This window comes from Sphingobacterium sp. GVS05A, assembly GCF_019969845.1.
GTDB lineage: Bacteria > Bacteroidota > Bacteroidia > Sphingobacteriales > Sphingobacteriaceae > Sphingobacterium.
This window is the reverse complement of sequence record NZ_JAHXYR010000002.1, coordinates 286,621-308,939: the sequence shown is the minus strand read 5'-3', so window position 1 is coordinate 308,939 and position 22,319 is coordinate 286,621. Positions and strand designations below refer to the sequence as shown.

Here is a 22,319-nt window from a genome sequence, read left to right as displayed (position 1 = left end):
TTTGAGATGTTGCTTATTGATCAGCATGATTGTTGTCAAATTGATACCAATTAATTTTTGTGGAAACACGCATCAGGATTGCCAAAATAATAAAGATTCCGATCGTTCCCGCGATAAGCGAGTAATCTCTAAGTTGCATGAGTACATAGATGAATAAATAGAACGTACCTAAAATAGATCCGAGTAAAAGTGCAGATTTAAGATCTTTTGTAATCGCTTTTATAAAACTTGCAATGAGCACTACTGTCGCGATTGCTGCGATTAAATACGCAAGATTAAATCCGATATGTTCTGATAATGCCAATAATAGTGTATAAAAGAGTACCATGGCTGCTCCAATTAGTACATATTGGATAATATGGATTCTTTTTTTCTTGATGATTTCGGTGAATAGGAGCGAAGTAAACGTTAAGAGGATGATCAAAATACCGTATTTAGCAACCCGTGTCGTTTTTTGGTAGTTATTGATATCTGGCAGGAAATTGATGGTGATCATATCCGAGTTGACCAACATGTCACTAGGTACGTTTGTATCAGATGCAGCAGCGGCAGTGGGCTGGGGAGACTCAGATTCATCTGTCAGGTTGCCCCTGTTTTTTTCGAAAAGATAGATTGGATAAATATCTCCTGACCATTGTTGGGGCAGCTTGCGGCTAAAAGAAGGGATCTCCCAGGATGCTGAAAAATTGGAGTTGTCGACTGTTCGCTTAGTTGGTAAGAATGCACCGACAAAACTCGGATTAGCCCAATTCCCTTTTGCGGAAATATTTGTTTGATCACCGAGTGGGACAAAATTTAATGATTTTGAACCTTTTAGATCTAGTGTGATTTTGAAAAGGCTCTCGCTTTGGGGATTGATTGAAATTGGGCAGACCAAATTTTGATTGAATAGTTTGAGGTTGTTGAAATCGGGATCGAAAGCTGACTCTAGACCATTCCATTTGAGAATAGGGCGTTTACCTAATCCCTTAAAATCTTGTATACCAAATACTAATCGACTTCCTTTCCAGTCAATCTTTTCAATTGGGATTTCCAGCTTTGTTAGATCGATTTTATTAAAGCTACCTTCGATCGAGATATGACTGTTGTATACCACAGAATTATAGATCCCCCTGGAAAGATGCTGTGGACTGATGTCTGTGCTGATATTCGAGCTTTGGGGCAGAATAAATATCCACTTTGTTTGTTTGTATTCTAATGTTGCTGAGTTTTTACTTTTTTCAGCGGGCTTCTGAATAATTTCGCTGTAGGGGATTGCTACGACGGGACCGGAGATGACCTGCTCCTGGCCCCAATTAAGTGCAATACCTTCAGATACGCTTTGCTCGCGAGTTTTACGTTCTTCAATTAGATCGCTGATCAATGTCAGTGGTATGAGCAATAGTAATGAAAGAAATAAGATGACAAATAATTTTAGGACAGTTGAGTTGCTAATTTTATCAAAAAGCGAATACTGTTCTGCTGCAAATGAGCTTTGGGGTGTATTTTGGTTTTCCATGATTTCATTTATTTAAATCAAGCTGAATATTTTTACTGTATAATGCAATTTGGAGTTCGGTAAGCTGGTAATGAAGTATCTCTTTGAATTCAATATGATGGAATCTTTGTAGGGATCGGCCTTTCTGGAAGGTTTTCTTGTAATATTTAAAATGTTCTGGAAAAAGAATGCCTCCAATCGCGATCATTCCCATTAAATATAGACTGACTTTTCCGTTACCTAACAGAAGATATTGCATGGCAATTTCATCTTGAATTTCAGTTCCCGTTCCCGTTATAATATGGAAGACATCGTGATTTTCCAATTTCGGCATGACATCAAAGCCCTTGCTTGCATAAAAGAGACCCAAACTATGGCCAATGCTCCCAATTGGGTAGGTTAAAAATTCCTCTTTGCTAATTCCCCATGCTTTTTTGTTCCATTTGAAAATATCTGCATACACTTTGGAAGACCAGTTGTAGAGATGAAGCATGAGTTTTAATCGAATTCCTTTCATGTTTTATTGTTTTTAAAAGTACTTTGAATTTCAAAGTGTTTGGGTAAAAAAATTATTTATATTGTTGTTTTATTAAATTTTCTAATGCAATAAGGTGGTTTTCAAATGCTTTTAAACCTTTTGTTGTCCTTTTATATTTGGTATTGGGCTTGCGGTCGACAAAACTTTTCTCCACGACAATATACTCTTCCTTCTCCAGTGTCTTGAGGTTGGAGGCTAGATTTCCATCAGTTACTTCCAATACTTCTTTGAACGAATTGAAGTCATATTCTTCATTCACTGCAAGAACGCTCATAATTTGTAAGCGGACTCTATTTTCGAATATTTTGTCATATAAAGAAAGATCTAATTTCACGATTCGTACTTTTTGTAAACGATAAAACCATAGATGATATGTAACACACCAAATCCTAATCCCCATAACATCAGTCCGTGGTCTGGAAGACATACTGCCATTAAACCTAAGCATATTTCTAGTATGCCTAACCATTTCACTTCTGCGAAGGTATAAATGCTGCCAGCAGCTAAAGCCAAGCCATAGAAAATAAGCAGTATTCCAGCAATCAAATGATAATAACCTTGAGAAAGTAGGACTAATGCTAAAACTCCTCCAGTTATCAAAGGGATTGAAACTGCAAATAAAAGAGATTTGCTGGTAATGTTCCAAATCGACTGCTTATTTTTCTTAGCTTTCTTGCGAGCCATTAAACATCCGGTCAATAATGAGAGCGTCAGAATCAATAGAGCAACTATTAAAAAGAGTGTAGGAATAGTCAGACCAGAGGCGAACCGATTGATCACAGCTTCGGGATTTGCTATCGCATAGTAGCCAAGTAAAGTTCCTAATAACGCATAGCAGCCGATAAGAACACCTGACAAACCGCTTATCGAAACAAATTTGGAGGATTTCTCCATCAATAATCTGATCTCTCCAAGCTCTTTAAATAAATCTTTTTGTTCCATAAAAGTACTTTGATATTCAAAGTAAATGAATAATAATGAATTATGCAAGCGGCAGAAAGAATATTGAAAAAAAATAAAAAAAAGAGTGGAAAATACTTGCAAGATATAGGTTTGGTTTCTATCTTTGTGGCATCAAAAGAAATCCTAATGCGGAAGTGGCGTAATTGGTAGCCGCACCAGACTTAGGATCTGGCGCCGCAAGGCGTGGGGGTTCGAGTCCCTTCTTCCGCACTTGATGTCCTCCCGAACTTAAAACCTCGGGAGGATTTTTTTATGAATGCGATATAGCTAAAAAGAGTATGAATATTTCACACGAGAATGTAGATGCAATCAATGCGGTCGTCAACGTCGCATTAGCACCTGAAGATTATAATCCTCAAGTCGACAAAGAGATTAAAGCGCAAGCTAAAAAGGCGAAATTACCAGGTTTCCGTCCGGGTCAGGTTCCAGTGGGACATATCAGACGTACTTATGGTAAATCTATTTTATTTGATGAGATCAATAAATTGGTGAACGATAAAATCACGAATTATATTTCAGAAAATAAATTAGAAGTTTTAGGTCAGCCACTTCCTTTGGAAGATGACGCACAATATAGCTGGGATTATAAAGATAATTTCAATTTTAAATATGAGATTGGTTTAGCTCCTGCTTTTGAATTACCTTTTACTACTGAGACTGAGTTTGCTGTTTACAATATCAAAGCTGATCAAGAGACTTTGGCAGATCGTATCAAAAACTTACGTCGTAGCTATGGAAAGATGACTAATCCAGAAGTATCAGAAGAAGGGGATGTATTGTATGCTACCTTGAAACAAGATAAAGAGGAAGGTCTTGAGAAAACAACTTCGATCCGTACTGATATCGTTGAAGATGCAAAAATCAAGAAATCTTTAGTAGGTCTTAAAAAAGACGATGCTGTTAAAATCGATGTTAAGAAAGCTTTCAAAACAGAAGATTTAGCACGTATCTTAGGTATCACTGAAGAAGAAGCTACAGCTTTGGATGTAACAAAATTCGAATTGACTGTTAAAAACATCAACCGTTTAGAAGAAGCTGATCTTAACCAAGAATTTTTCGATAAATTGTTTGCGGAAGGTGAAGTAACTGAAGAAGCTCAATTTACTGAAAAAGTAAAAGAAGAAGTAGAAAACTTGTTCAAGCAAAACTCAGATCAAAAATTACGTAACGATATGTATACTTTTGGTATGGACAAAGTTGACGTAAAATTCCCTGAAGAGTTTTTGAAAAGATGGTTGAAAGCGACTAACCCTAGCATTTCTGAAGAAGAGCTTAACGAAGGATTTGCTGATTTCTTGAACAACTTGAAATGGACAATCATCGAAAACCGTGTCGTTACTGAAAACGGTCTTGAAGTTAAATATGATGAGGTAATCAATTTAGCGAAAGAACGTATCTACGCACAAATCAAAATGTACAATATCAACGAAGAGCCTTCTGATGAGCAATTGAATCAGTTTGCAATTCAATTGTTACAAGACAGAGAGCAAGGTAACCGTTTGTTCGAAGAAGCTAAAGCTTTGAAAGTATTTGATCACTTAAAAGGTTTGGTTAAATTGAACAGCAGCGATATTGAATTTAAAGAATTCGAAAAATTAGCGTAAGCGGTTTTTAACATTATTATAAAAAAAGCCTTCCAAATATCTTGGAAGGCTTTTTTTATGCCTTCAATGAAGTCCTTTATACTGTTGATCGTTTTGATTTATAGAAGCGACCTAGATATATCCCTTGCTCTGATCTTACCATTCGGTAATCACTGATTCATTCAGCTTTTTTGATTGTGATGGGATAGGCGGACTAGCTTTTACTATTATTTTAGTAGCCTATTGTTAGTTGGGTTGGCTTTTCTTTGCGTCTGTTTGGGTTGGAATAAAGAAATTATTCTTCTTTCCCAATGGAAATAGCCTTTTCAGAAATTCAGAGAAAGTGTTAAACTCTTGCCGATATAATAATCCAAAGGCGCTGATATATTCCCCATCGTTTGGACTAAGAAGAAAGTTTCTTGTGTTTAGGCGGTTGGAAGCCCTAAGTACAAGTCGACCATCTTTGCGCAAATAAAACATAGCTTCAGCATCAGTTGAAACACGATCTGAGAATACATTCAAATCTGTTAACGCCTGACTCCTGCGATCCGAAATACCGCCTGTGAGAACTAACCTGTCATTAAATAAACGAAGGGACGCAGAGGCGTCATTCAATGATTTAATATTGATATCAAAGAAATTGATATTGAGTGATTGTGCGATGATATTATTGATTTGATTGAAAGCAATTTCGGTGCCCGCTGATAGTAATGTATTGTTGACTTCTTTCCCAAAATCACTTTGTGTTCCGGGGGTGAAGCTACGTCTCACAATTAAACTGAGCGCTTGCTGGTTCACATTATTGGCATCAGAGAAATACCCTTGCAGCTCGTCCTTCACACCAGGGTTCTGTGGGAAATTGATGTCAAATGTAATATCGGGTTGACTCAATTGACCTTTTAAAATCATGTCCGCTTGTGCTAGTACACGCTCAGGGTTTTCCTCTCTTCCCGCAGCATTGTACAGTGGAGCTAAGCTGGTTCTCTGTTGGTATATCGCGTTGATATTGATATTGGCTTCAGTCGGATTGCCAGCCCATCGTACAGTTCCACCCTCCTTTAAGTCAAATATTTTGTTGATATAATCCTGTGCGGTGAAATTAAACTTACCACTGTTTACGATGAAATCACCGAACATTTCAAAATCTCCCAGTGAAGATATTCGCATATTCAGGTTACTATTTCCTTTGCCCGATAGTTCCCCCATACTTGAAAAAAGGTTGATTTCAGCATTTGGCGTGATTAGTAGATCCATATTCATCGTCAAACCATTAAAATCCCGTTTCTTTTGATTTTTCTTGATTTTGGTGGAATCTTTTTCTATAAAGTAGATAAAATCACTATCGGAAATCGTACTTGCGCTATTAAAAGGTATATTGATGACTGTGTTTTCTTCTGATTTAGCACGTATATTGATATTCATTGCTGATGTCAATCCCTTAAACTGGAAGGTTCCGGAAGCGTAAGCGGTGCCATAGTAAGTATTGTTATCTTTTATTGTTGTATTCAATACCATGAAATTCTTTGCCTCGGCTGTCACATCTATATCCGGGTCACTTAACTTGTTAAGATCAACAATGCCGTCGATGGTCGCTATATTGTTTTTTTGATCGTATATTTTGAGACCAGTAAGGAAAATTCTATTGTTGGTCACATTGATTTCTTCGGAAAGACGATAGGGAGTTTTGAGGTAATTGATAACCATTGAAGCATTGTCAAGCTTTCCCGATCCACTAATTTTGGGGTTTAGGATATCACCTTCTATGTCAAGGTCTGCATTTATCTTACCTTTAATGTTGGAAACTAGACTTCGCAAAAACGGTTGAAAAACAAATACATCTGTATTAACCATCGTTGCCCTAAGGTTGAGTTTGTTATTTTCACTTAGGTGGTTGTAGGAACCCCTTAACTGAATTAATTTATCACCTTCTTCTATTTTACTATCTAGTTTTACCAATTGGTTTTCAGGGTCATAATTAGCACTAAGTGCTAATGCTCCTATTGGGATATTGTTGTAAAGGATGGGGGATGTCTTGATGTTGGCAACGATAAATGGAGACTTAAAAACAGAATTAACCTCAATCTTTCCATTTAAATTTCCTGACAAATTGATACCGTGTGGTTTTGTGATACCATTGAGCGAACTGAGATTAAAATCCTGGAATCTTAAATTGATTTGATCTGAAACGTCATTTGATAATATACCATCAATATGCACTTTCTGCTCAGCATGACTCAATGTGAGTTTCTCAAAATACCATTTGCCTTTTGAAATTTTTAATTGTGCATCATTGTTGACAAGCCACTGTTCTTTGTTGATAAGTATATTGGATGGGTAAAAATTGATGAAAGCCGGTTTTGCATGGGCAAAACGGATAACGCCATTGAGATCTAAGCTATTACTGGCTTCCAGTTCTGACATTTTTATGTTGAACTGTAGACTGTCATTGACTAAGGTGTTTGAAATATTTACATTCTTGATATAAGTGCTATCCGTAAAATTGATCTGGTCTATGGAAGTCTGTAGTTCCATATTTTTAAGATTGGCATTTTGGTCAATAATCAAATGGGTTAGACGTATACCATTGTATTTAAATTCAGGTGCATAAAAATTAAAATTTGCGGTCTGCTTTTCGCTGGCAAATTTTGCATTCAATGTTGCTCCACTATCCAGGGCGATGTCTTTTCTAAAGAAGGTTGCAATAGGTCTGAAAGATTTTATATTGATATTGAGGTCAAAATCCTGACGGTTAAAGTCATTCTTTTCAAATCCAATTGCGGGGGCGTAACGCATCGCTAGTGCCTTAAAATAGGGGACAATCGTGTTTAGATCAATTCTTCCTTTGAGGTCGATATGGCCAATAGCGGACTGCAGTGTTAACGACCGCGCTTCTTGATCTCCTTCTGCGAGGAAATTGATGTTTTTGATCACAAACTTTCCTTTGGAGGAAGTAAAACTTACACTATCGGATTTAAATTCCCCGGTAATATTATTGATGTTATCCCCAATTAAGCTCGTATGTAATTTGGTGTCTACAATGTTGATTGAGTCACCTTGAAAGAAATTGAGCTTTTTTAAATTTGCCTGTTGTATATCCGCATCCAAGTGATAGTTAGGCTGGGCGGACCAGTCTATATCTGTCGTAAACTGTAACCTAAGATGTGGGTCATGTATTGTTCCCGAACCGAGAAATAATTGTTTGTCTATATCGCCTTTAACCTGAATCTGCTGATAGGTATATTGTTTAAAACTGAAATTAGTTAGTTTACCTGCTATATTAAGCTTTAAATCCTTGGGATCAGTACCCGTTCCATCGAGCTGTAGATCGAAGCCAGAACTGCCTAAATCTTTTAATTTGGTAGCTTTACCAAGATCAAATTTTTTAGACTGAAATTTGCCGGCATATTTTATTTCTTTTCGTAGGTCTAGTGCTCCATCAGCTTCTACATTACCAATGTCAGTAGCGAAGGCACCAATGGTTTTAAATTTATTGTACTTTCCAAGTAAGCTACCTTTGAATGTGAATTTATTGAAAAGTGTGACAATCTCAGGAAGTTTGAAGTTTTTTAAATTGCCGAGTTCACTAATAATATTTTTGAGATCACTATGTTCAGAGGATATAAAAACATGGGGAACAATAAAGTCTGTCTTGTCTATATCAGGTAGGCCTATAATTTTTAGATCGCCCGCTAATTTGGTGTTTTTTCCAATGGTCAGATCTACTTGTGAAGCATTGATGGCTGCTACAGTACCCTTCAGGTTCGATTTTTTGATCTTTACATCAAACTTGACCTGGTGCATTGGGGATGAAAAGAGGGCAATATCTTCGGAGTGTATGCGCGAATCGCGTGCACGTATCTCGACATTGACTTTATGGATAAAGTCTGAAAAATCTGAGAAATTATTGTAGCTTAATTTTATATAATTTTTGACTGTGGAACGATTGGTTGTGAGCATGAGATCTGTCAGTTCAATGCTTTTGTTACTTACTGAAGCATGGGCGAGGAGTCCCTTAATAACCAATCCTTTTTTTTCATTAAGATTGAAACCTTTGATGTCTGCTGAGATACGATTGGAGTCAATTTTTATATTACTAAAGTGTGCATTTAATTTTGATATGCCTAAATCGCCAAAATCAACAACTTTGTTATAGTGTTTTTGCCTGTGGTTAACATAGTTGAATGAGTTGTTGTTGATAATAAGTTCTTTAATGTCAAAGATTATTTTTTTTGAACTTTTCTTTTTCTCTTTCTTTGGTGGGTTGAAATATCGGATTAAAAATGAGATATTGCTGCTATCCTTAAATTGTTCGAAATTACTTTCCGTATTTTCAATCTTCAACTTATTAATGACAACCCTGTTCAATTCTATTAGCTGGGATAGATTTACAATTGCCTCTATTTTTTCGGATTTTATAATTTTTTGACCTTCTGGGGTATAAATTTCGAAGCCCTCTATCACAACAGATTTAAAGGGTTTAAAATAAATACTTTTTAAACTGATTTTGGTGTCCAGCTCCTTGGATAAATACTTGATGGCCTTTTGTGCAACAAAATTTTGTACAGGTTTCAGCTGTAGCGATAATGCCAATGCAAGCAGTATAATGAATATACTACCCAGGACTATTGACATTATTTTTATTATTTTTTTGATACTTTTGTATTCTAATTTATAACTCCAGCTATGGCTATTATTTTAGGGATTGAATCCTCTTGTGATGAAACCTCCGCTTCTATTTGTATTAACGGTGAAATTCATTCAAATGTTATTGCTACTCAGGCAATCCACGCAAAATATGGTGGAGTTGTTCCCGAGTTAGCCTCACGTGCCCATCAACAAAATATTATTCCTACGGTGGACGAAGCCATTCGTCAAGCAAAAATAAGCAAAAATCAAATAGATGCAGTGAGTTTTACGCGCGGACCTGGATTATTAGGTGCTCTTTTGGTCGGAACTTCTTTTGCAAAATCATTTGCACTTGCTCAGAATATTCCGTTAATCGATATAAATCATATGCAGGCGCATATTTTGGCCCATTTTATTGAAGAACCGAAACCGAGTTTTCCTTTTTTATGTCTAACTGTTTCAGGTGGGCATACACAAATTGTCCTGGTAAAAGATTACTTCGAAATGGAATTATTGGGTGAGACCTTGGACGATGCTGCAGGGGAGGCCTTTGATAAGACAGCTAAAATACTGAATTTGCCTTACCCCGGTGGTCCGCTTATCGATAAATTTGCAAGCCAGGGTAATTCCAATACATATAAATTACCAGAACCTCAAATTCCTGGACTTAATTTTAGCTTTTCAGGGTTAAAGACAGCAATACTCTACCTTGTTCAAGATCAGTTAAAACAGAATCCTGATTTCTTGACAGAAAATATCGCAGATCTCTGTGCTAGTGTGCAATCTCGTATTGTCTCTATCTTATTAAATAAATTGAAGAAAGCCGCAAAGCAAACGGGGGTGAAAGATATCGCGATTGCGGGCGGTGTTTCTGCTAATTCTGGGCTAAGAAAGGGATTGATTGGAATGGGGGAGCAATACCATTGGAATGTCTTTATTCCTAAATTCGAGTATTGTACAGATAATGCAGCGATGATCGCCATTGCTGGATATCATAAATATTTAAAAGGGGACTTTGTTGGTCAGGATGTAGCTCCGATGGCGAGAATGCATTTATAAAATATTATTAAAGAACGTTTCCCTAATAATCTAACTAGGGAAACGATAATTTCCTTATAAAGGAGAACTGTAACCGTAGGCTTGTGCTGCTGAAGTAAACTTATCTTTTTTAGGCTGATAGAAGTTTAATTCATAACCTTCTGCTCCCCAAAAAATGCTAACAAAACTAATTCCTGCCTCCGAACGCAGTACAGTGAGAACCTGGAATGCGTCATTATCAAACTGACCACCATCATCGACTCGCCAAGTACTAATATCATCATAGGTGGCCGGAAAATCCAAATTAATTAATTGGTCTTCTTTGACATAAGAAAATACCGCCAGTGCCGAATCTTGTTGGTTTTCAAAGACTGTGAGATTGAATTCAGCTTGATCTTTCAGGACCGCAACTGTAGTACTTTTGCTTATTTTCCTTTTATATTTTTTTTCCAGTATTTCCTTTACCTCTGGAGTTGTCTCGCGCTCAACTTTTGTAAAAGGTTCTATTTTGTATTGACTCAAGAAGGCTTGATTGACCAACATTCCAAAATCACCGGATTTAATTTCGTTCTTTATCGTGAACAATGAGCCTTCGCTATTGGCAAAGTTTTGTGCTGTCTGTCTTCCATTGCTTTCCTTATTGTCCGTTTTATTCTGTATAAATCCCAATGGGCTAACTTGATTTTCTATAATGACATAGTTGTATTTTTCGGGACTCTCCATAGCCTGATCCATTGGAAGGGCAATTAATGAATCTTTTTGCTGATTCAAAAAGCCAAAATAAGGTGAAATTAATTGCTCTTTATTTTCACTCTTAACCGGAGGTTTGGACTGATTTTGACTGTTGTCACAACCGTATAATGTAAGTAGAAGAATAGCTAAAAAAAGTGATTTCATAAGAGTGTGTAAAATTTTTATGAAATATAAGGCTTTCGCGCATCATAATGAAAAGATTTAAACTTTAATGTTATGATGAACTCAAAATTGAATATCTATCGCAAGGAATGGCTGGATGTTATCTTTGCAGGTCGCAACAAGATGTATGGTGCATATGAATTGCGGAATTTGTCAAATAAAGCAACGAACGTGGGGCTAGCTATTGTTGTTTCCTTTGCTTTCCTTTTGATCGTGGGTTCTTATGGGTATAATAAATATTTTAAGAAAGCCATGCCAGCAACAACTACTACGACTGTGGATTTTCCTGATGATTTAGAAGAACTCCAGAAAGAGGTCGAGAAAAAAGAGGAGGTGAAAGAAGAACCTATTTTAATGCAGGAAGAAGCACCGCAGCAGATCGCACAGGATGTTTCGAAGTTTGATTTGGTGCGTCTGCCGGAGCCTAAGATTACGAAGGCAAATGAAGTAACTGAGGATGTTGCTACACAGGATGAACTGAATAAACCCAATACAATGACCGCTCGTATTACATTAAAAGCAAATGCCGCTGGAACGCACATCGCAAGAGGTGAATTTGGTCCCTCTAAGAAAGATGGTGGTATTACAGGCCGTACGGTAGGACCGGAGTCGGAGGGAGGTATTGATAGCGACGCAGGTACAGTGTTTCGGGCGGTTGAGGTAATGCCACGTCCGGAAGGGGGAATGCCTGCTTTCATGAAATGGGTGTCGGAAAACTATAATTTTCCGCAATCAGCTTTGGATCATGGCGTGTCTGGGGTTATCGAAGTATCTTTTGTAGTGGAGCGAGATGGATCTTTGACTGATATTGTCGTAAAACGGGATATGAATTTTGGAACTGGTGAAGCTGCAATTAATTTATTAAAAAAGGCAAAAAAATGGAAAGCTGGGGTTCAGAATGGACGTACTGTGCGGGTGGCTTATACTTTGCCTATCCGTTTAAGCGCGGCATCTCAATAAAACCAATCTTAACTTTATTTAACAGATGAGGTTTTAAACTTTTGATGGTCAATAATACTCTTATAGATAAATAGGTTGGAAAGTCAATCTATTAAAATTGAAAGATTGTTGATTTAAAAAATAGAGAGATGAAAAAATTGATGTTAAGTTTGGCGTTATCCGGATTAATGTTAACAGGTTTCGCGCAGGAGAAAAAGGATCTTAAATCAGATACCAAAGAAATGACGGCTCCCTTGCACAAGCATTCAAAGGATAGAAAGCACGATGGCTTAAAAAATAAAAATCCTGAGGAGTTGGCTAAGATCAAAACAGATCGCATGGACCAAAAGTTGAAGTTTACAGATCAACAACGCAAAGAGGTGTATGCATTTCATTTGAAGCAAGCGCAGGATCATAAAAAAATCGCGGCGGAGCGCAAATTGTATCGTGAAAAGATGAGAAAACAACGTGCTGCGGATCATGAAAAAATGATGGGATTATTGACTCCAGAACAGCAAAAGACATTAAAAGATTCTTATGCTGAGAACCATAGAACACACAGAGAGCATTGGAAAAAGGATCGACAAATGCAAAAAGGTGATTTTAAGAAAGGCGAGGGTGAAAAAGTAGTTGATGCTGAGGCAAAAACAACTTAAGGTAAAAAAAAAGAGTAGTTTTCATATTAATAATTGGTGAGTGTTAGTTGAAAAGGGGATCATTGATCCCCTTTTTATTTTTTATAGTGTGCACATATCCGATGTACTGTTTTTAATCCGTTGTTTTAGCGAATAAACCTTCGTGTAATAGAGTTTGTATCAAAAAGCTTCGTAACCAAATAGCTTAAACCAAAACTTAGAAGGGCAATTGACAGAATTTTTAGGGAAGCGGGAAGATAATCAATATTCAGAAACGTATCTGTCATCGCCTGTACAATAACAAAATGACATAAATAGATGCCAAATGTTGCTCCAGATATATTTTTTATCCATTTAGATTCGCGAATATTTAATTTTTGCACGATGAGAAATATAGCTACAGTCATCATTGCGACGTCGCTATTACAGAAATACCAATCAATCTCCAAATTAGCATAATTTCCCGGATAATGTTTTTGGGTTAGCAGGAAGCCTGAAAACGTGATGATAAAGCCTATTACAAATACCACTTTTTTGTTATTCTTTGTTTTTCTGCTGCTCTTTCCATTGTTTGGAAAAGGATTTTTCCGCTAGCTTGGGTAATTCCCGTTGATCGCCCCAGGTTTTTTTAAAAAACTTTCGGAGGAAAAAGTTCTTGAATTTCCCGCCAAAGAAATCAATCAATTTTCGACGTTGTATTCCGTATGTAAACCAGCTCCAGACTTTTTGTTCTGTTTTAGTTGATAAACCCTGCTCTACGGAGTCTTTTCTGTTGACAAGAAGCATACGTTGGATATCGATGCCTACAGGGCAAACTTCTGTACATTTACCGCAAAGGGTAGATGCATAGCTTAGATGCTTAAACTCCTTCATCCCATTTAAATGAGGGGAAATTAGAGATCCGATCGGTCCTTGATAGGTTGTTTCATATGTATGTCCGCCTATATTTTGATAAATAGGACATACATTTAAGCAAGCTCCACAGCGAATGCAATATAGACCCTGACGTTGTTCTTTTTGTGCAAGGAGATTACTACGTCCATTGTCAAGCAGGATAACATACATTTCTTCAGGTCCATCAGACTCGTAAGATTGTTTCGGTCCTGTGAGTAACGTGTTGTAAACAGTTAAGTTTTGACCTGTACCATGTGTGGATAAAAGTGGCCAAAATACTTCCAGATCTTGTAGTGTGGGAATAATCTTCTCAATGCCCACCACAGCAATATGTGTTTTTGGAAAAGTAGAAGTCAGACGTGCATTCCCTTCATTTTCTGTAATCGCTATACTCCCAGTTTCAGCAACTAAGAAATTAGCTCCGGTAATACCGACTTCTGCTGCTAAATATTTGTCTCTTAATAACTCGCGCGCTTTTAGTGTTAACTGTTCTGCAGATGCATCCAAAGGAGTGTCAAATTTTTCATGAAAAAGCTTTGCAATATCTTCCAAGCTTAAATGCATAGCAGGCGTCACAAAGTGGTAGGGTTTCTGGTCTAGCAGCTGAATAATATATTCTCCAAGATCAGTCTCGATGGCTTCTATGTTTTTGGATTCCAGAAAATGATTTAATTCAATTTCTTCTGTAGCCATAGATTTAGATTTTACAATCGACCGTGTTCTTTTTCGTTCGATGATTTTATAAATCTCCTCCCGCGCCTCATCAGCATCATTAGCCCAGATTACTTTTCCACCACGTGCGGTAAAATTTGCCTCAAATTGCAATAGATATCGATCGAGATTTTCCATTACTTTCCATTTGATCAAATTTGCTTTTATTTTGGAGTTTTCGAGATTTGCAAATTTGCTTTTCCCCTTTTCGAAAGCAATACTGTATTTGTCGATATTATAATTTATAATATCGCGATGTTTGGTGTCAAATGCTTTCTGTGCACTTTCCTTTAAAAACGTATTTGCCGTACTCTCTGACATCTAATCTACTGATTTTTCACAAAAAAAGTTGGTCGTTTCCTACCAACTTTTAAATATAGTGTTAATAAATTGTTTCTCGAAAATCGAGCTTGAAATTTATTCTTTTATATTAATATTTAAGCTTAATTCATTCAATTGTTCCTGGTGAATAGTTGATGGAGCATCAATCATGATATCCCTTCCCGAATTGTTTTTTGGAAAGGCAATCACATCACGAATGGAATCTAGACCAGCTAATAGCGATACAAGTCTGTCAAAGCCAAACGCTAAACCTCCATGTGGAGGAGCTCCATAGGTGAACGCTTCCATTAAGAAACCAAATTGTTTCTGTGCTTCTTCGGGACTAAATCCAAGGTGTTTAAACATCAGTGACTGCAGGTCTCTGTCATGAATACGGATAGATCCACCGCCCACTTCGACACCGTTTAATACAAAGTCATAAGCATTTGCTCTTACTTCACCAGGGTTTGTATCCAGTAACGGAATATCTTCCGGTTTTGGAGAGGTGAAAGGATGGTGCATGGCATGGTAGCGTGCGTTGTCCTCATCCCATTCCAATAAAGGGAAATCGATAACCCATAACGGAGCAAAGGTGTTTTTGTCGCGAAGACCAAGCTGTGAGGCAACTTCTAGGCGCAATTCGTTTAATTGTTTACGAACTTTATCTTTGCCACCAGCCATAATTAGTAAGAGGTCACCTGGTTTCGCGTGGAACTTAGCGGCAATGGCCGTTAATTGTTCTGGCGTAAAAAATTTATCAACAGAAGATTTAACTGAGCCATCTTCATTCACACGAGCATAGACTAAACCTGTAGCGCCGATTTGAGGACGTTTAATAAAATCGGTTAAGGCATCCAGTTGTTTTCTGGTATAATCCGCACAGTTCTCGGCATTGATACCAACAACCAACTCTGCTGCATCAAATACAGGGAATCCCTTTTCTTTGGCTACATCATTTAATTCAACAAACTGCATTCCAAAACGGATATCCGGTTTGTCGGATCCATATAGACGCATGGCATCAGCATAGGTCATACGTGGTACAGCGCCAAGGTCTATGCCTTTGATCGTTTTGAAGATGTGTTTTGCTAATCCTTCAAAAATATTCAGTATATCTTCCTGTTCTACAAAAGACATCTCACAGTCGATTTGTGTGAACTCTGGCTGGCGGTCAGCACGTAAGTCCTCATCGCGGAAACATTTGACAATTTGAAAATAACGATCAAAACCTGATACCATCAATAGCTGTTTGAATGTCTGCGGTGATTGAGGCAATGCATAAAATTCACCTGGATTCATGCGGGAAGGAACCACAAAATCTCGTGCTCCCTCCGGAGTAGATTTGATGAGATATGGTGTCTCTACTTCTAAGAAATTTTGAGAGTCAAGGTAACGACGCACTTCCTGAGAAGTTTTATGTCGTAAAATAAGGTTCTCACGTACCGGATTACGACGTAAATCCAGATATCTGAATTTCATTCTGATATCATCGCCACCATCTGTTTCATCCTCTATTGTAAAAGGCGGTAATTTAGCTGCATTTAATATTTCAAGATTTGAAACCTTGATTTCGATATCTCCAGTGGAGATTTTAGCATTCTTATTGGAACGTTCAATAACCTCTCCGGTTACCTTTATGACATATTCTCTTCCCAGTTCACGGGCACTAGGACGTAAAGACGCGTCATCATCTGCATTGAACGTTAATTGTGTGATACCATATCGGTCTCTAACATCGATGAAAGTCATACCGCCCAAATCGCGGGATTTTTGAACCCATCCACTCAGGGTAACCGTTTTCCCTAAGTCAGCTAATGTTAATTCTCCACAAGTGTGTGTTCTGTGCATATCTTAATAAAAATAAAATTTATGCAAAATTATTGGTTTTACTCGACAATAACGAATTCTACTGTGCTTATTTGAATGCTGTTCTCCCACTTTCAACCACACTGGAGGGGTTATCTGTTTTTCAGTCCTCCACTTTCTCCCATTTTTTAGAAAAAAGGGAGCAAAATTAAATTTCTAAAGAGGAAATTTTTACAATTCATTTCCATTTTTCTGAAAAAAAACCGAAAAATATCTGTCCATGTTTTGAAGATATATTTGATTTAAATACGTGTTTAACTGTTTGTAAATAAGGTTTTATGCTTTGTAGTGGAATTGGATGTTTTTTTTTCTTGTAGCTATTTTTCGATGTGGAAAACTTTTTTATGTTGTAAAGTGGGGGAAAGTGGGAGAAAGTGTATACTTTTACATTTAAATTAGAATAGGATAATTGACGATATGACTCAGTTGATCGGAGAATTCGAATGCAAGCTAGACGCCAAAGGAAGGATGGTGTTGCCAGCGGCGCTCAAGAGGCAGATGCCTCATGTTGAGCGCGATGGGCTTGTTGTGAATCGCGGTTTTGAGAAGCATTTGGTTTTTTATCCACGCGAGGAGTGGGACTTGATGACAGCTAAACTGGCTAAGTTAAATCAATTTGATCCGAAAGTGCGGGCTTTTGTGCGTGCTTTTACTCGTGGAGCCACAGAGTTGACTTTGGATGCGGCTGGTCGTGTTTTGTTGCCAAAAAGCTTGCTTGAATTTGCAGGAATAACAACAGAGTTGGTTTTGGCTTGTCAGTTTAACAAGATAGAAGTTTGGTCAAAAGAGGGGTATGATGATTTGATGGGCGACGGAGGTGTGGAAGATATATCGTCTTTAGCGGCAGAGGTAATGGGGGATATTAATTTTGGAATATAATAATATGGAGAATGTGTACCATGTTCCGGTAATGTTGCAAGAATGCATGGATGCTTTGGCGATCAAGCCGAATGGTGTGTATGTGGATGTAACTTTTGGTGGAGGTGGTCACTCTCGTGAAATACTGAAGAGGCTGGGGCCGGAGGGAAAGCTGTTTGCTTTCGATCAGGATCCAGATGCTTTGGGAAATGTGATTGATGATCCTCGTTTTACATTGATTCATCAAAATTTCAGGTTTTTAAAGAATAGTCTTCGTCTGCATGGTGCGCGCACAGTGGATGGTATTTTAGCTGATTTGGGTGTTTCATCGCATCAGTTTGATGCAGCAGATCGTGGCTTTTCAATCCGATTTGATGCTGATTTGGATATGCGTATGGATCAGGTGGGAGATTTGGATGCGAAGGCCGTGTTGGCGACTTATGCTGAAGAAGATCTTCATCGGATTTTTGGTATGTATGGCGAGATTATGAATGCAAAGTCATTGGCGAAAACAATTGTAACAGCTCGTTTGGCACAGCCGATACATACGGTTGCTGAATTGAAAGAAGTTATTCAGCGAATGGTTCCAAAGGGAAAAGAACATAAATACCATGCGCAGGTTTTTCAGGCTTTGCGTATCGAGGTTAACCGTGAATTGGAGGCTTTACAAGAGTTTTTGTTGCAAACTGTTGATGTGTTGAAAAGTGAAGGAAGATTGGTGGTGATGTCTTATCATTCCTTAGAAGATCGTTTGGTCAAAAATTTCATGGCCAAAGGGAAATTTAAAGGAGATGTTGAGAAAGATTTTTTTGGAAATGAAATTAAGCCGTTCCATGTGTTGAGCCGTAAGGCGATTACAGCATCGCCGCAGGAACTGGCTGTAAATAATAGATCGCGCAGTGCGAAACTGCGTATTGCTGAAAGGTTGGATTTGTCTTAAAAATGGAGCGAAAAGATGAGCAGGAATACAATAAGACAGAAAGAATTGAGTGAAGAAGTTCAGGAAGAACTACAAGAAACTGTCGAGGAAAAGGCGGAAGAAACAGAAGCGTTTATTAAAACGCTTTTTACCGTTGGAGACCTTTCCTTAAACAAAATATTGGAGTATCTCCCTTTTGGGGCTTTCATCGCCTTTTTGATGTTGTTGTATATCTCTAACCGTCACTTCGCTGAGCGAACTATTCGAGGTATCGATAAAGTAAGCAAGGAAGTTAAAGAATTAGGTTGGGATCATAAGTCACTATCTGCTGAACTGATGAAAATGTCCACGCAAACGGAGATCGCAAAGCGTGTGGACTCATTGGGTTTGAAAGAGCGTGTGGAGCCGCCGATCAAGATTGAAGTTGTAGAGAAAAAAGAAGATAAATAGAGAGAGTTATGAGTATCAGAAACACGATTCTTATTCGCGTCTATTTTGCCTTTGGACTTATTGTGCTTCTTGCATTTATGGTATTTGGGAAAATGCTGAAGTTGCAATATGTGGATGGGCAACATTGGAAGGCTTTGGCGGATAGTCTTTCTATTCAAGAGCGTGAGGTTGAAGCTGCACGGGGGAATATCTATTCCAACGACGGAAGCTTATTGGCAACTTCTGTTCCTGAGTATGAACTTCGTTTTGATGCTATGGCTATTCCCGAAGAAGAAAATGAATATTTCAATCTCAAAGTTGATTCTCTCGCGATTAAACTGGCTGATTTTTTTAAGGATAAATCATCCCGGCAATATTTGACATTACTAAAACAGGCGCGGAATAAAAAACAACGCTATCTACTAATTAAGCGGAATGTGTCACATCAGGATTTAAAGAAGGTGAAGCAATTTCCTTTATTTAAGTCAGCTCGTGTTGAAAAAGAACGTTTTCCTAGCGGTTTGATTACCGACAGACAGAATAAACGGATTTTGCCCTTCGTTAATCTGGCAGCAAGAACTATTGGATATAAAAACGTAAAGGAAAATATCCATGTCGGCTTAGAGGGAGCATATGGTGAGTATATTGATGGAAAGAGTGGAAAGAGATTGATGCAGCGTATTGCTGGTGGGGTTTGGATTCCTGTCAATAGAGATATTGAGGTAGCACCTGTTGATGGTTCGGACATCATATCCACAATTGATGTAAATATGCAGGATATGGCTCAAAGAGCGCTGGAGAAACAGATGATTGTGAGCAATGCTGATGAAGGTTGTGTTGTGATGATGGAAGTGAAAACAGGAGAGGTGCGGGCCGTTGCAAATTTTATGCGGGATAAAGATGGTGTTTATCGGGAGAAGTTCAATCTTGCTATTGCGCAAAGCGCGGATCCGGGCTCAACTTTTAAACTTGCCTCTTATCTAGCATTGATTGATGATAAGAAAATCGATTCAAGTACAACCATAAATATCGGAAATGGTAACTGGCCGATTTACAAACATACAATCCGCGATTCGCATGCACCCAAAAAATCTATAGTCTCGGCTAAAAGAGCTTTTGAAGAATCGTCGAATGTTGGGGTTACAAAATTTGTCTATCAGGCTTATAAAGATAACCCAGATCAGTTTACGTCGAAACTGCATTCTTTTGGATTCGGTAAGACGTTAGATCTACAGATTCCGGGAGAAGGAGTTCCATTGGTAAAAACATCGAAAAGTAAATCTTGGAGTGGATTGTCATTGGTTCAGATGGCTTATGGTTATGAGATGAAGATTACGCCATTACAGACCTTGACATTTTATAACGCTGTTGCAAATAACGGTAAATTGATTGCACCACTATTTGTCAAAGAGATAAGGCATTTGGGGAATACGATTCAAACCTTTCGGGCAAAGGTAATTAATGAAAAGATCGCTTCGGATCATGCATTGGCAGAGGTGAGGGGAATGATGGAAGGTGTCATGACGGAGGGTACAGGAAGAAGTGTTGCTAGCCCATTGTATACATCGGGAGGTAAGACGGGAACAGCGCAGATGGCTGATGGCTCAAGAGGTTATGGAGCGAGGAGATACCAGTCATCTTTTGCAGGCTATTTCCCAGCTGAAGATCCGAAATATTCGATTATCGTGGTGATTCGAAATCCGAGAAATGGTTATTATGGTGGATCGGTGGCCGGACCTGTTTTTAAAGAACTTGCGGATATGGTTTATGCCAATGATATGGAGATGCAGGGGAAAAAATCATTTAAGGCAGTTAATGTTGGCGGAAGAATGCCGTTGACCTTGCAAGGGTCAAGAGAAGCGAGTAAGAAAGTATACGATAAGTTGGGAATTAATACAGTGAATTGGGATATGGTCGCCAGAGGCGAAGTAGATACGTCGAATAGAGGTGTACCATTTGTGGATTTGAAATATAAAGAAGGAATTGTTCCAAATGTAGTGGGAATGGGATTAATGGATGCATTGTATGTGATGGAGAATGCGGGATTTAAAACACATGTATTTGGAAAGGGAAGAGTGGGAGCGCAATCTTTGACTGCGGGTCAAAAACTCCCGTTTGGAACAGCGGTAAATTTAGAACTTAAGTAATGATGGATTTAAAAAAAGTATTGCATGCTATCCCTGTTCAACAGGTGGTGGGAAACCTCGAAGAGGTCGATGTGCACTCTTTGTGCTTTGATTCCAGAAAGGTGGAACTGGGAAGTTTGTTTATCGCTGTGCGTGGTGTTCAGACAGATGGGCATTTGTTTGTCGATAAGGCAATTACCTCTGGAGCAAGAGCCGTTATTGTTGAAGAACTTCCTGTGGAAACATTGGACTCTGTGGCTTATATTTTAGTGGCAGACTCAGCATATGCTTTGGGAGTTGCTTCTGCTAATTTCTATGGTAATCCATCCGAGCAACTCAAGTTGGTTGGAGTGACAGGAACCAATGGAAAAACGACAGTAGCCACATTGTTATTCCAATTGTTTACTGAGTTGGGATATCATGTTGGTTTGCTGTCAACAGTGCAGAATCAAATTGGTCCAAAGATAATTCCCGCAACACACACTACACCGGACCCGATCCAGTTGAACCAACTCTTACGGAATATGGTAGACGATGGTTGTGATTACGCTTTTATGGAAGTCAGTTCGCATGCTGTGGTGCAGGAGCGTATAGCAGGGTTAGTGTTTGCAGGTGCAATATTTACGAATATTACACACGACCATCTGGATTTTCACAAAACTTTTGACAACTATATCAAAGCAAAGAAGAAGTTCTTTGATGATCTAGACATACATGCGTTTGCTTTAACAAATGCGGATGATCGCAATGGTCAGATCATGTTGCAAAATACGGTTGCCCATAAAAAAAGCTATGGCTTGCGTTCTGGCGCTGATTTTAAAGCTAAAGTTATCGAAAGCCATTTTGATGGTATGTTGATGAGTATTGATGGGCAGGAAGTATGGGTCAAATTGATCGGTGATTTTAATGCTTATAATCTTTTAGCGGTGTATACCGCAGCAATCCTATTGGAGCAGGAAACAGTAAAGGTGTTGACGGCCTTAAGTACATTGAAAGGGGCAGAAGGGCGCTTTGAAACGATGAAATCCACTTCAGGTGTCTTTGGTATTGTGGATTATGCACATACACCTGATGCTGTTGAAAATGTCTTAAAAACCATTAGTTCTTTGAGACGTCCAGAGCAAAAGATTATTACTGTTTTAGGTTGTGGTGGTGACCGCGACAAAACCAAAAGGCCAGAGATGGCAGAAGCAGCGTTACGTTATAGCGATCGTTTCTTGATAACATCTGATAATCCACGCACAGAGGATCCATATCAGATTATTAAAGATATTGAAGCTGGGGTAGGAGCTGAACAAAGGGTAAAAACACTTTCTATTGCAGATCGTAAAGAAGCAATACGTACAGCGTATCAATTGGCAAACCCTGGAGATATTATTCTGGTCGCCGGAAAAGGACATGAAAAATATCAAGATGTGAATGGTGTTAAGCATCATTTTGATGATAAAGAAATTTTAGAGAATACATTTAACGAAAAATAG

General features: G+C 38.2%; 18 protein-coding genes and 1 tRNA gene. 10 read left to right on the top strand and 9 right to left on the bottom strand.

Going from position 1 to position 22,319, the window contains the following annotated elements; genetic code table 11:
* Positions 1-13: 13 nt before the first annotated feature.
* Genes creD through LC454_RS06075 form a run of 4 tightly spaced genes read right to left on the bottom strand, consistent with a single transcriptional unit; the run spans position 14 to position 2,957 of the window.
* Positions 14-1,498, bottom strand: a complete 1,485-nt coding sequence (creD, locus tag LC454_RS06090) for a cell envelope integrity protein CreD (RefSeq protein WP_223580637.1) — start codon at positions 1,496-1,498, stop codon at positions 14-16.
* Between the two features lie 4 nt (positions 1,499-1,502).
* Positions 1,503-1,994 carry a Coq4 family protein gene (locus LC454_RS06085; RefSeq protein WP_223580635.1) on the bottom strand — a complete coding sequence of 164 codons (492 nt, stop codon included), beginning with the start codon at positions 1,992-1,994 and terminating at the stop codon, positions 1,503-1,505.
* A gap of 52 nt (positions 1,995-2,046) precedes the next feature.
* Complete coding sequence (locus tag LC454_RS06080) at positions 2,047-2,349, bottom strand: winged helix-turn-helix domain-containing protein (protein WP_120259565.1); 303 nt, start codon at positions 2,347-2,349, stop codon at positions 2,047-2,049.
* Positions 2,346-2,957: a hypothetical protein gene (locus LC454_RS06075; protein WP_223580633.1), complete on the bottom strand. Its 612-nt coding sequence runs from the start codon at positions 2,955-2,957 to the stop codon at positions 2,346-2,348. The genes LC454_RS06080 and LC454_RS06075 overlap by 4 nt, the downstream gene beginning before the upstream one ends.
* 149 nt (positions 2,958-3,106) lie before the next feature.
* Between LC454_RS06075 and LC454_RS06070 the strand changes: the two genes are divergently transcribed.
* Positions 3,107-3,188 (top strand) — tRNA-Leu (locus tag LC454_RS06070).
* A 68-nt stretch (positions 3,189-3,256) separates the two neighbouring features.
* Positions 3,257-4,582, top strand: coding sequence for a trigger factor (locus tag LC454_RS06065; protein WP_223580631.1), 1,326 nt, complete (start codon positions 3,257-3,259; stop codon positions 4,580-4,582).
* A gap of 225 nt (positions 4,583-4,807) precedes the next feature.
* Here LC454_RS06065 and LC454_RS06060 read toward each other — a convergent pair whose 3' ends face one another.
* A complete protein-coding gene (locus LC454_RS06060) occupies positions 4,808-9,193 on the bottom strand; it encodes a translocation/assembly module TamB domain-containing protein (protein ID WP_223580628.1) in 4,386 nt (1,461 codons plus the stop codon).
* 51 nt (positions 9,194-9,244) lie between these two features.
* Here LC454_RS06060 and tsaD point away from each other — a divergent pair, with 51 nt between their 5' ends.
* Complete coding sequence (gene tsaD / locus LC454_RS06055) at positions 9,245-10,246, top strand: tRNA (adenosine(37)-N6)-threonylcarbamoyltransferase complex transferase subunit TsaD (RefSeq protein ID WP_223580625.1); 1,002 nt, start codon at positions 9,245-9,247, stop codon at positions 10,244-10,246.
* Between the two features lie 54 nt (positions 10,247-10,300).
* On the opposite strand, the gene LC454_RS06050 is transcribed toward tsaD, so the two are convergent.
* Complete coding sequence (locus LC454_RS06050) at positions 10,301-11,122, bottom strand: hypothetical protein (protein ID WP_223580623.1); 822 nt, start codon at positions 11,120-11,122, stop codon at positions 10,301-10,303.
* Positions 11,123-11,194: 72 nt separating this feature from the next.
* Between LC454_RS06050 and LC454_RS06045 the strand changes: the two genes are divergently transcribed.
* Both LC454_RS06045 and LC454_RS06040 read left to right on the top strand, forming a co-directional pair.
* Complete coding sequence (locus LC454_RS06045) at positions 11,195-12,100, top strand: energy transducer TonB (RefSeq protein ID WP_223580621.1); 906 nt, start codon at positions 11,195-11,197, stop codon at positions 12,098-12,100.
* A gap of 128 nt (positions 12,101-12,228) precedes the next feature.
* Positions 12,229-12,735 carry a hypothetical protein gene (locus LC454_RS06040; protein ID WP_223580619.1) on the top strand — a complete coding sequence of 169 codons (507 nt, stop codon included), beginning with the start codon at positions 12,229-12,231 and terminating at the stop codon, positions 12,733-12,735.
* Positions 12,736-12,860: 125 nt separating this feature from the next.
* Here LC454_RS06040 and LC454_RS26620 read toward each other — a convergent pair whose 3' ends face one another.
* The 3 genes from LC454_RS26620 to aspS form a co-directional block, all read right to left on the bottom strand.
* Entirely contained in the window at positions 12,861-13,244 is a 384-nt protein-coding gene (locus tag LC454_RS26620) for an acyltransferase family protein (RefSeq protein WP_223580617.1), read from the bottom strand.
* A gap of 7 nt (positions 13,245-13,251) precedes the next feature.
* Positions 13,252-14,640, bottom strand: coding sequence for a LutB/LldF family L-lactate oxidation iron-sulfur protein (locus LC454_RS06030; RefSeq protein ID WP_223580615.1), 1,389 nt, complete (start codon positions 14,638-14,640; stop codon positions 13,252-13,254).
* A 96-nt stretch (positions 14,641-14,736) separates the two neighbouring features.
* A complete protein-coding gene (gene aspS / locus LC454_RS06025) occupies positions 14,737-16,488 on the bottom strand; it encodes an aspartate--tRNA ligase (protein ID WP_223580613.1) in 1,752 nt (583 codons plus the stop codon).
* 435 nt (positions 16,489-16,923) lie between these two features.
* Here aspS and mraZ point away from each other — a divergent pair, with 435 nt between their 5' ends.
* The 5 genes from mraZ to LC454_RS06000 are packed head-to-tail and all read left to right on the top strand — an operon-like array spanning position 16,924 to position 22,319.
* A complete protein-coding gene (mraZ, locus tag LC454_RS06020; protein ID WP_223580611.1) occupies positions 16,924-17,385 on the top strand; it encodes a division/cell wall cluster transcriptional repressor MraZ in 462 nt (153 codons plus the stop codon).
* A 4-nt stretch (positions 17,386-17,389) separates the two neighbouring features.
* A complete protein-coding gene (gene rsmH, locus LC454_RS06015) occupies positions 17,390-18,304 on the top strand; it encodes a 16S rRNA (cytosine(1402)-N(4))-methyltransferase RsmH (protein ID WP_223580609.1) in 915 nt (304 codons plus the stop codon).
* A gap of 15 nt (positions 18,305-18,319) precedes the next feature.
* Positions 18,320-18,733 carry an FtsL-like putative cell division protein gene (locus LC454_RS06010; protein WP_120259578.1) on the top strand — a complete coding sequence of 138 codons (414 nt, stop codon included), beginning with the start codon at positions 18,320-18,322 and terminating at the stop codon, positions 18,731-18,733.
* A gap of 8 nt (positions 18,734-18,741) precedes the next feature.
* The gene (locus LC454_RS06005; RefSeq protein WP_223580607.1) at positions 18,742-20,859 is read left to right on the top strand and encodes a penicillin-binding protein; all 2,118 of its coding nucleotides are present in this window, start codon (positions 18,742-18,744) and stop codon (positions 20,857-20,859) included.
* Entirely contained in the window at positions 20,859-22,319 is a 1,461-nt protein-coding gene (locus LC454_RS06000) for a UDP-N-acetylmuramoyl-L-alanyl-D-glutamate--2,6-diaminopimelate ligase (protein WP_223580606.1), read from the top strand. The genes LC454_RS06005 and LC454_RS06000 overlap by 1 nt, the downstream gene beginning before the upstream one ends.

Bases quoted from the DNA above. Each gene is read 5' to 3' on its own strand.
- LC454_RS06075 (WP_223580633.1), bottom strand. From the start codon at position 2,957: ATGGAACAAAAAGATTTATTTAAAGAGCTTGGAGAGATCAGATTATTG.
- LC454_RS06040 (WP_223580619.1), top strand. From the start codon at position 12,229: ATGAAAAAATTGATGTTAAGTTTGGCGTTATCCGGATTAATGTTAACA.
- LC454_RS06085 (WP_223580635.1), bottom strand. From the start codon at position 1,994: ATGAAAGGAATTCGATTAAAACTCATGCTTCATCTCTACAACTGGTCT.
- rsmH (WP_223580609.1), top strand. From the start codon at position 17,390: ATGGAGAATGTGTACCATGTTCCGGTAATGTTGCAAGAATGCATGGAT.
- LC454_RS06010 (WP_120259578.1), top strand. From the start codon at position 18,320: ATGAGCAGGAATACAATAAGACAGAAAGAATTGAGTGAAGAAGTTCAG.
- LC454_RS06060 (WP_223580628.1), bottom strand. From the start codon at position 9,193: ATGTCAATAGTCCTGGGTAGTATATTCATTATACTGCTTGCATTGGCA.
- mraZ (WP_223580611.1), top strand. From the start codon at position 16,924: ATGACTCAGTTGATCGGAGAATTCGAATGCAAGCTAGACGCCAAAGGA.
- creD (WP_223580637.1), bottom strand. From the start codon at position 1,498: ATGGAAAACCAAAATACACCCCAAAGCTCATTTGCAGCAGAACAGTAT.
- LC454_RS06005 (WP_223580607.1), top strand. From the start codon at position 18,742: ATGAGTATCAGAAACACGATTCTTATTCGCGTCTATTTTGCCTTTGGA.
- LC454_RS06030 (WP_223580615.1), bottom strand. From the start codon at position 14,640: ATGTCAGAGAGTACGGCAAATACGTTTTTAAAGGAAAGTGCACAGAAA.
- tsaD (WP_223580625.1), top strand. From the start codon at position 9,245: ATGGCTATTATTTTAGGGATTGAATCCTCTTGTGATGAAACCTCCGCT.
- LC454_RS06000 (WP_223580606.1), top strand. From the start codon at position 20,859: ATGATGGATTTAAAAAAAGTATTGCATGCTATCCCTGTTCAACAGGTG.
- LC454_RS06050 (WP_223580623.1), bottom strand. From the start codon at position 11,122: ATGAAATCACTTTTTTTAGCTATTCTTCTACTTACATTATACGGTTGT.
- aspS (WP_223580613.1), bottom strand. From the start codon at position 16,488: ATGCACAGAACACACACTTGTGGAGAATTAACATTAGCTGACTTAGGG.
- LC454_RS06065 (WP_223580631.1), top strand. From the start codon at position 3,257: ATGAATATTTCACACGAGAATGTAGATGCAATCAATGCGGTCGTCAAC.
- LC454_RS06045 (WP_223580621.1), top strand. From the start codon at position 11,195: ATGATGAACTCAAAATTGAATATCTATCGCAAGGAATGGCTGGATGTT.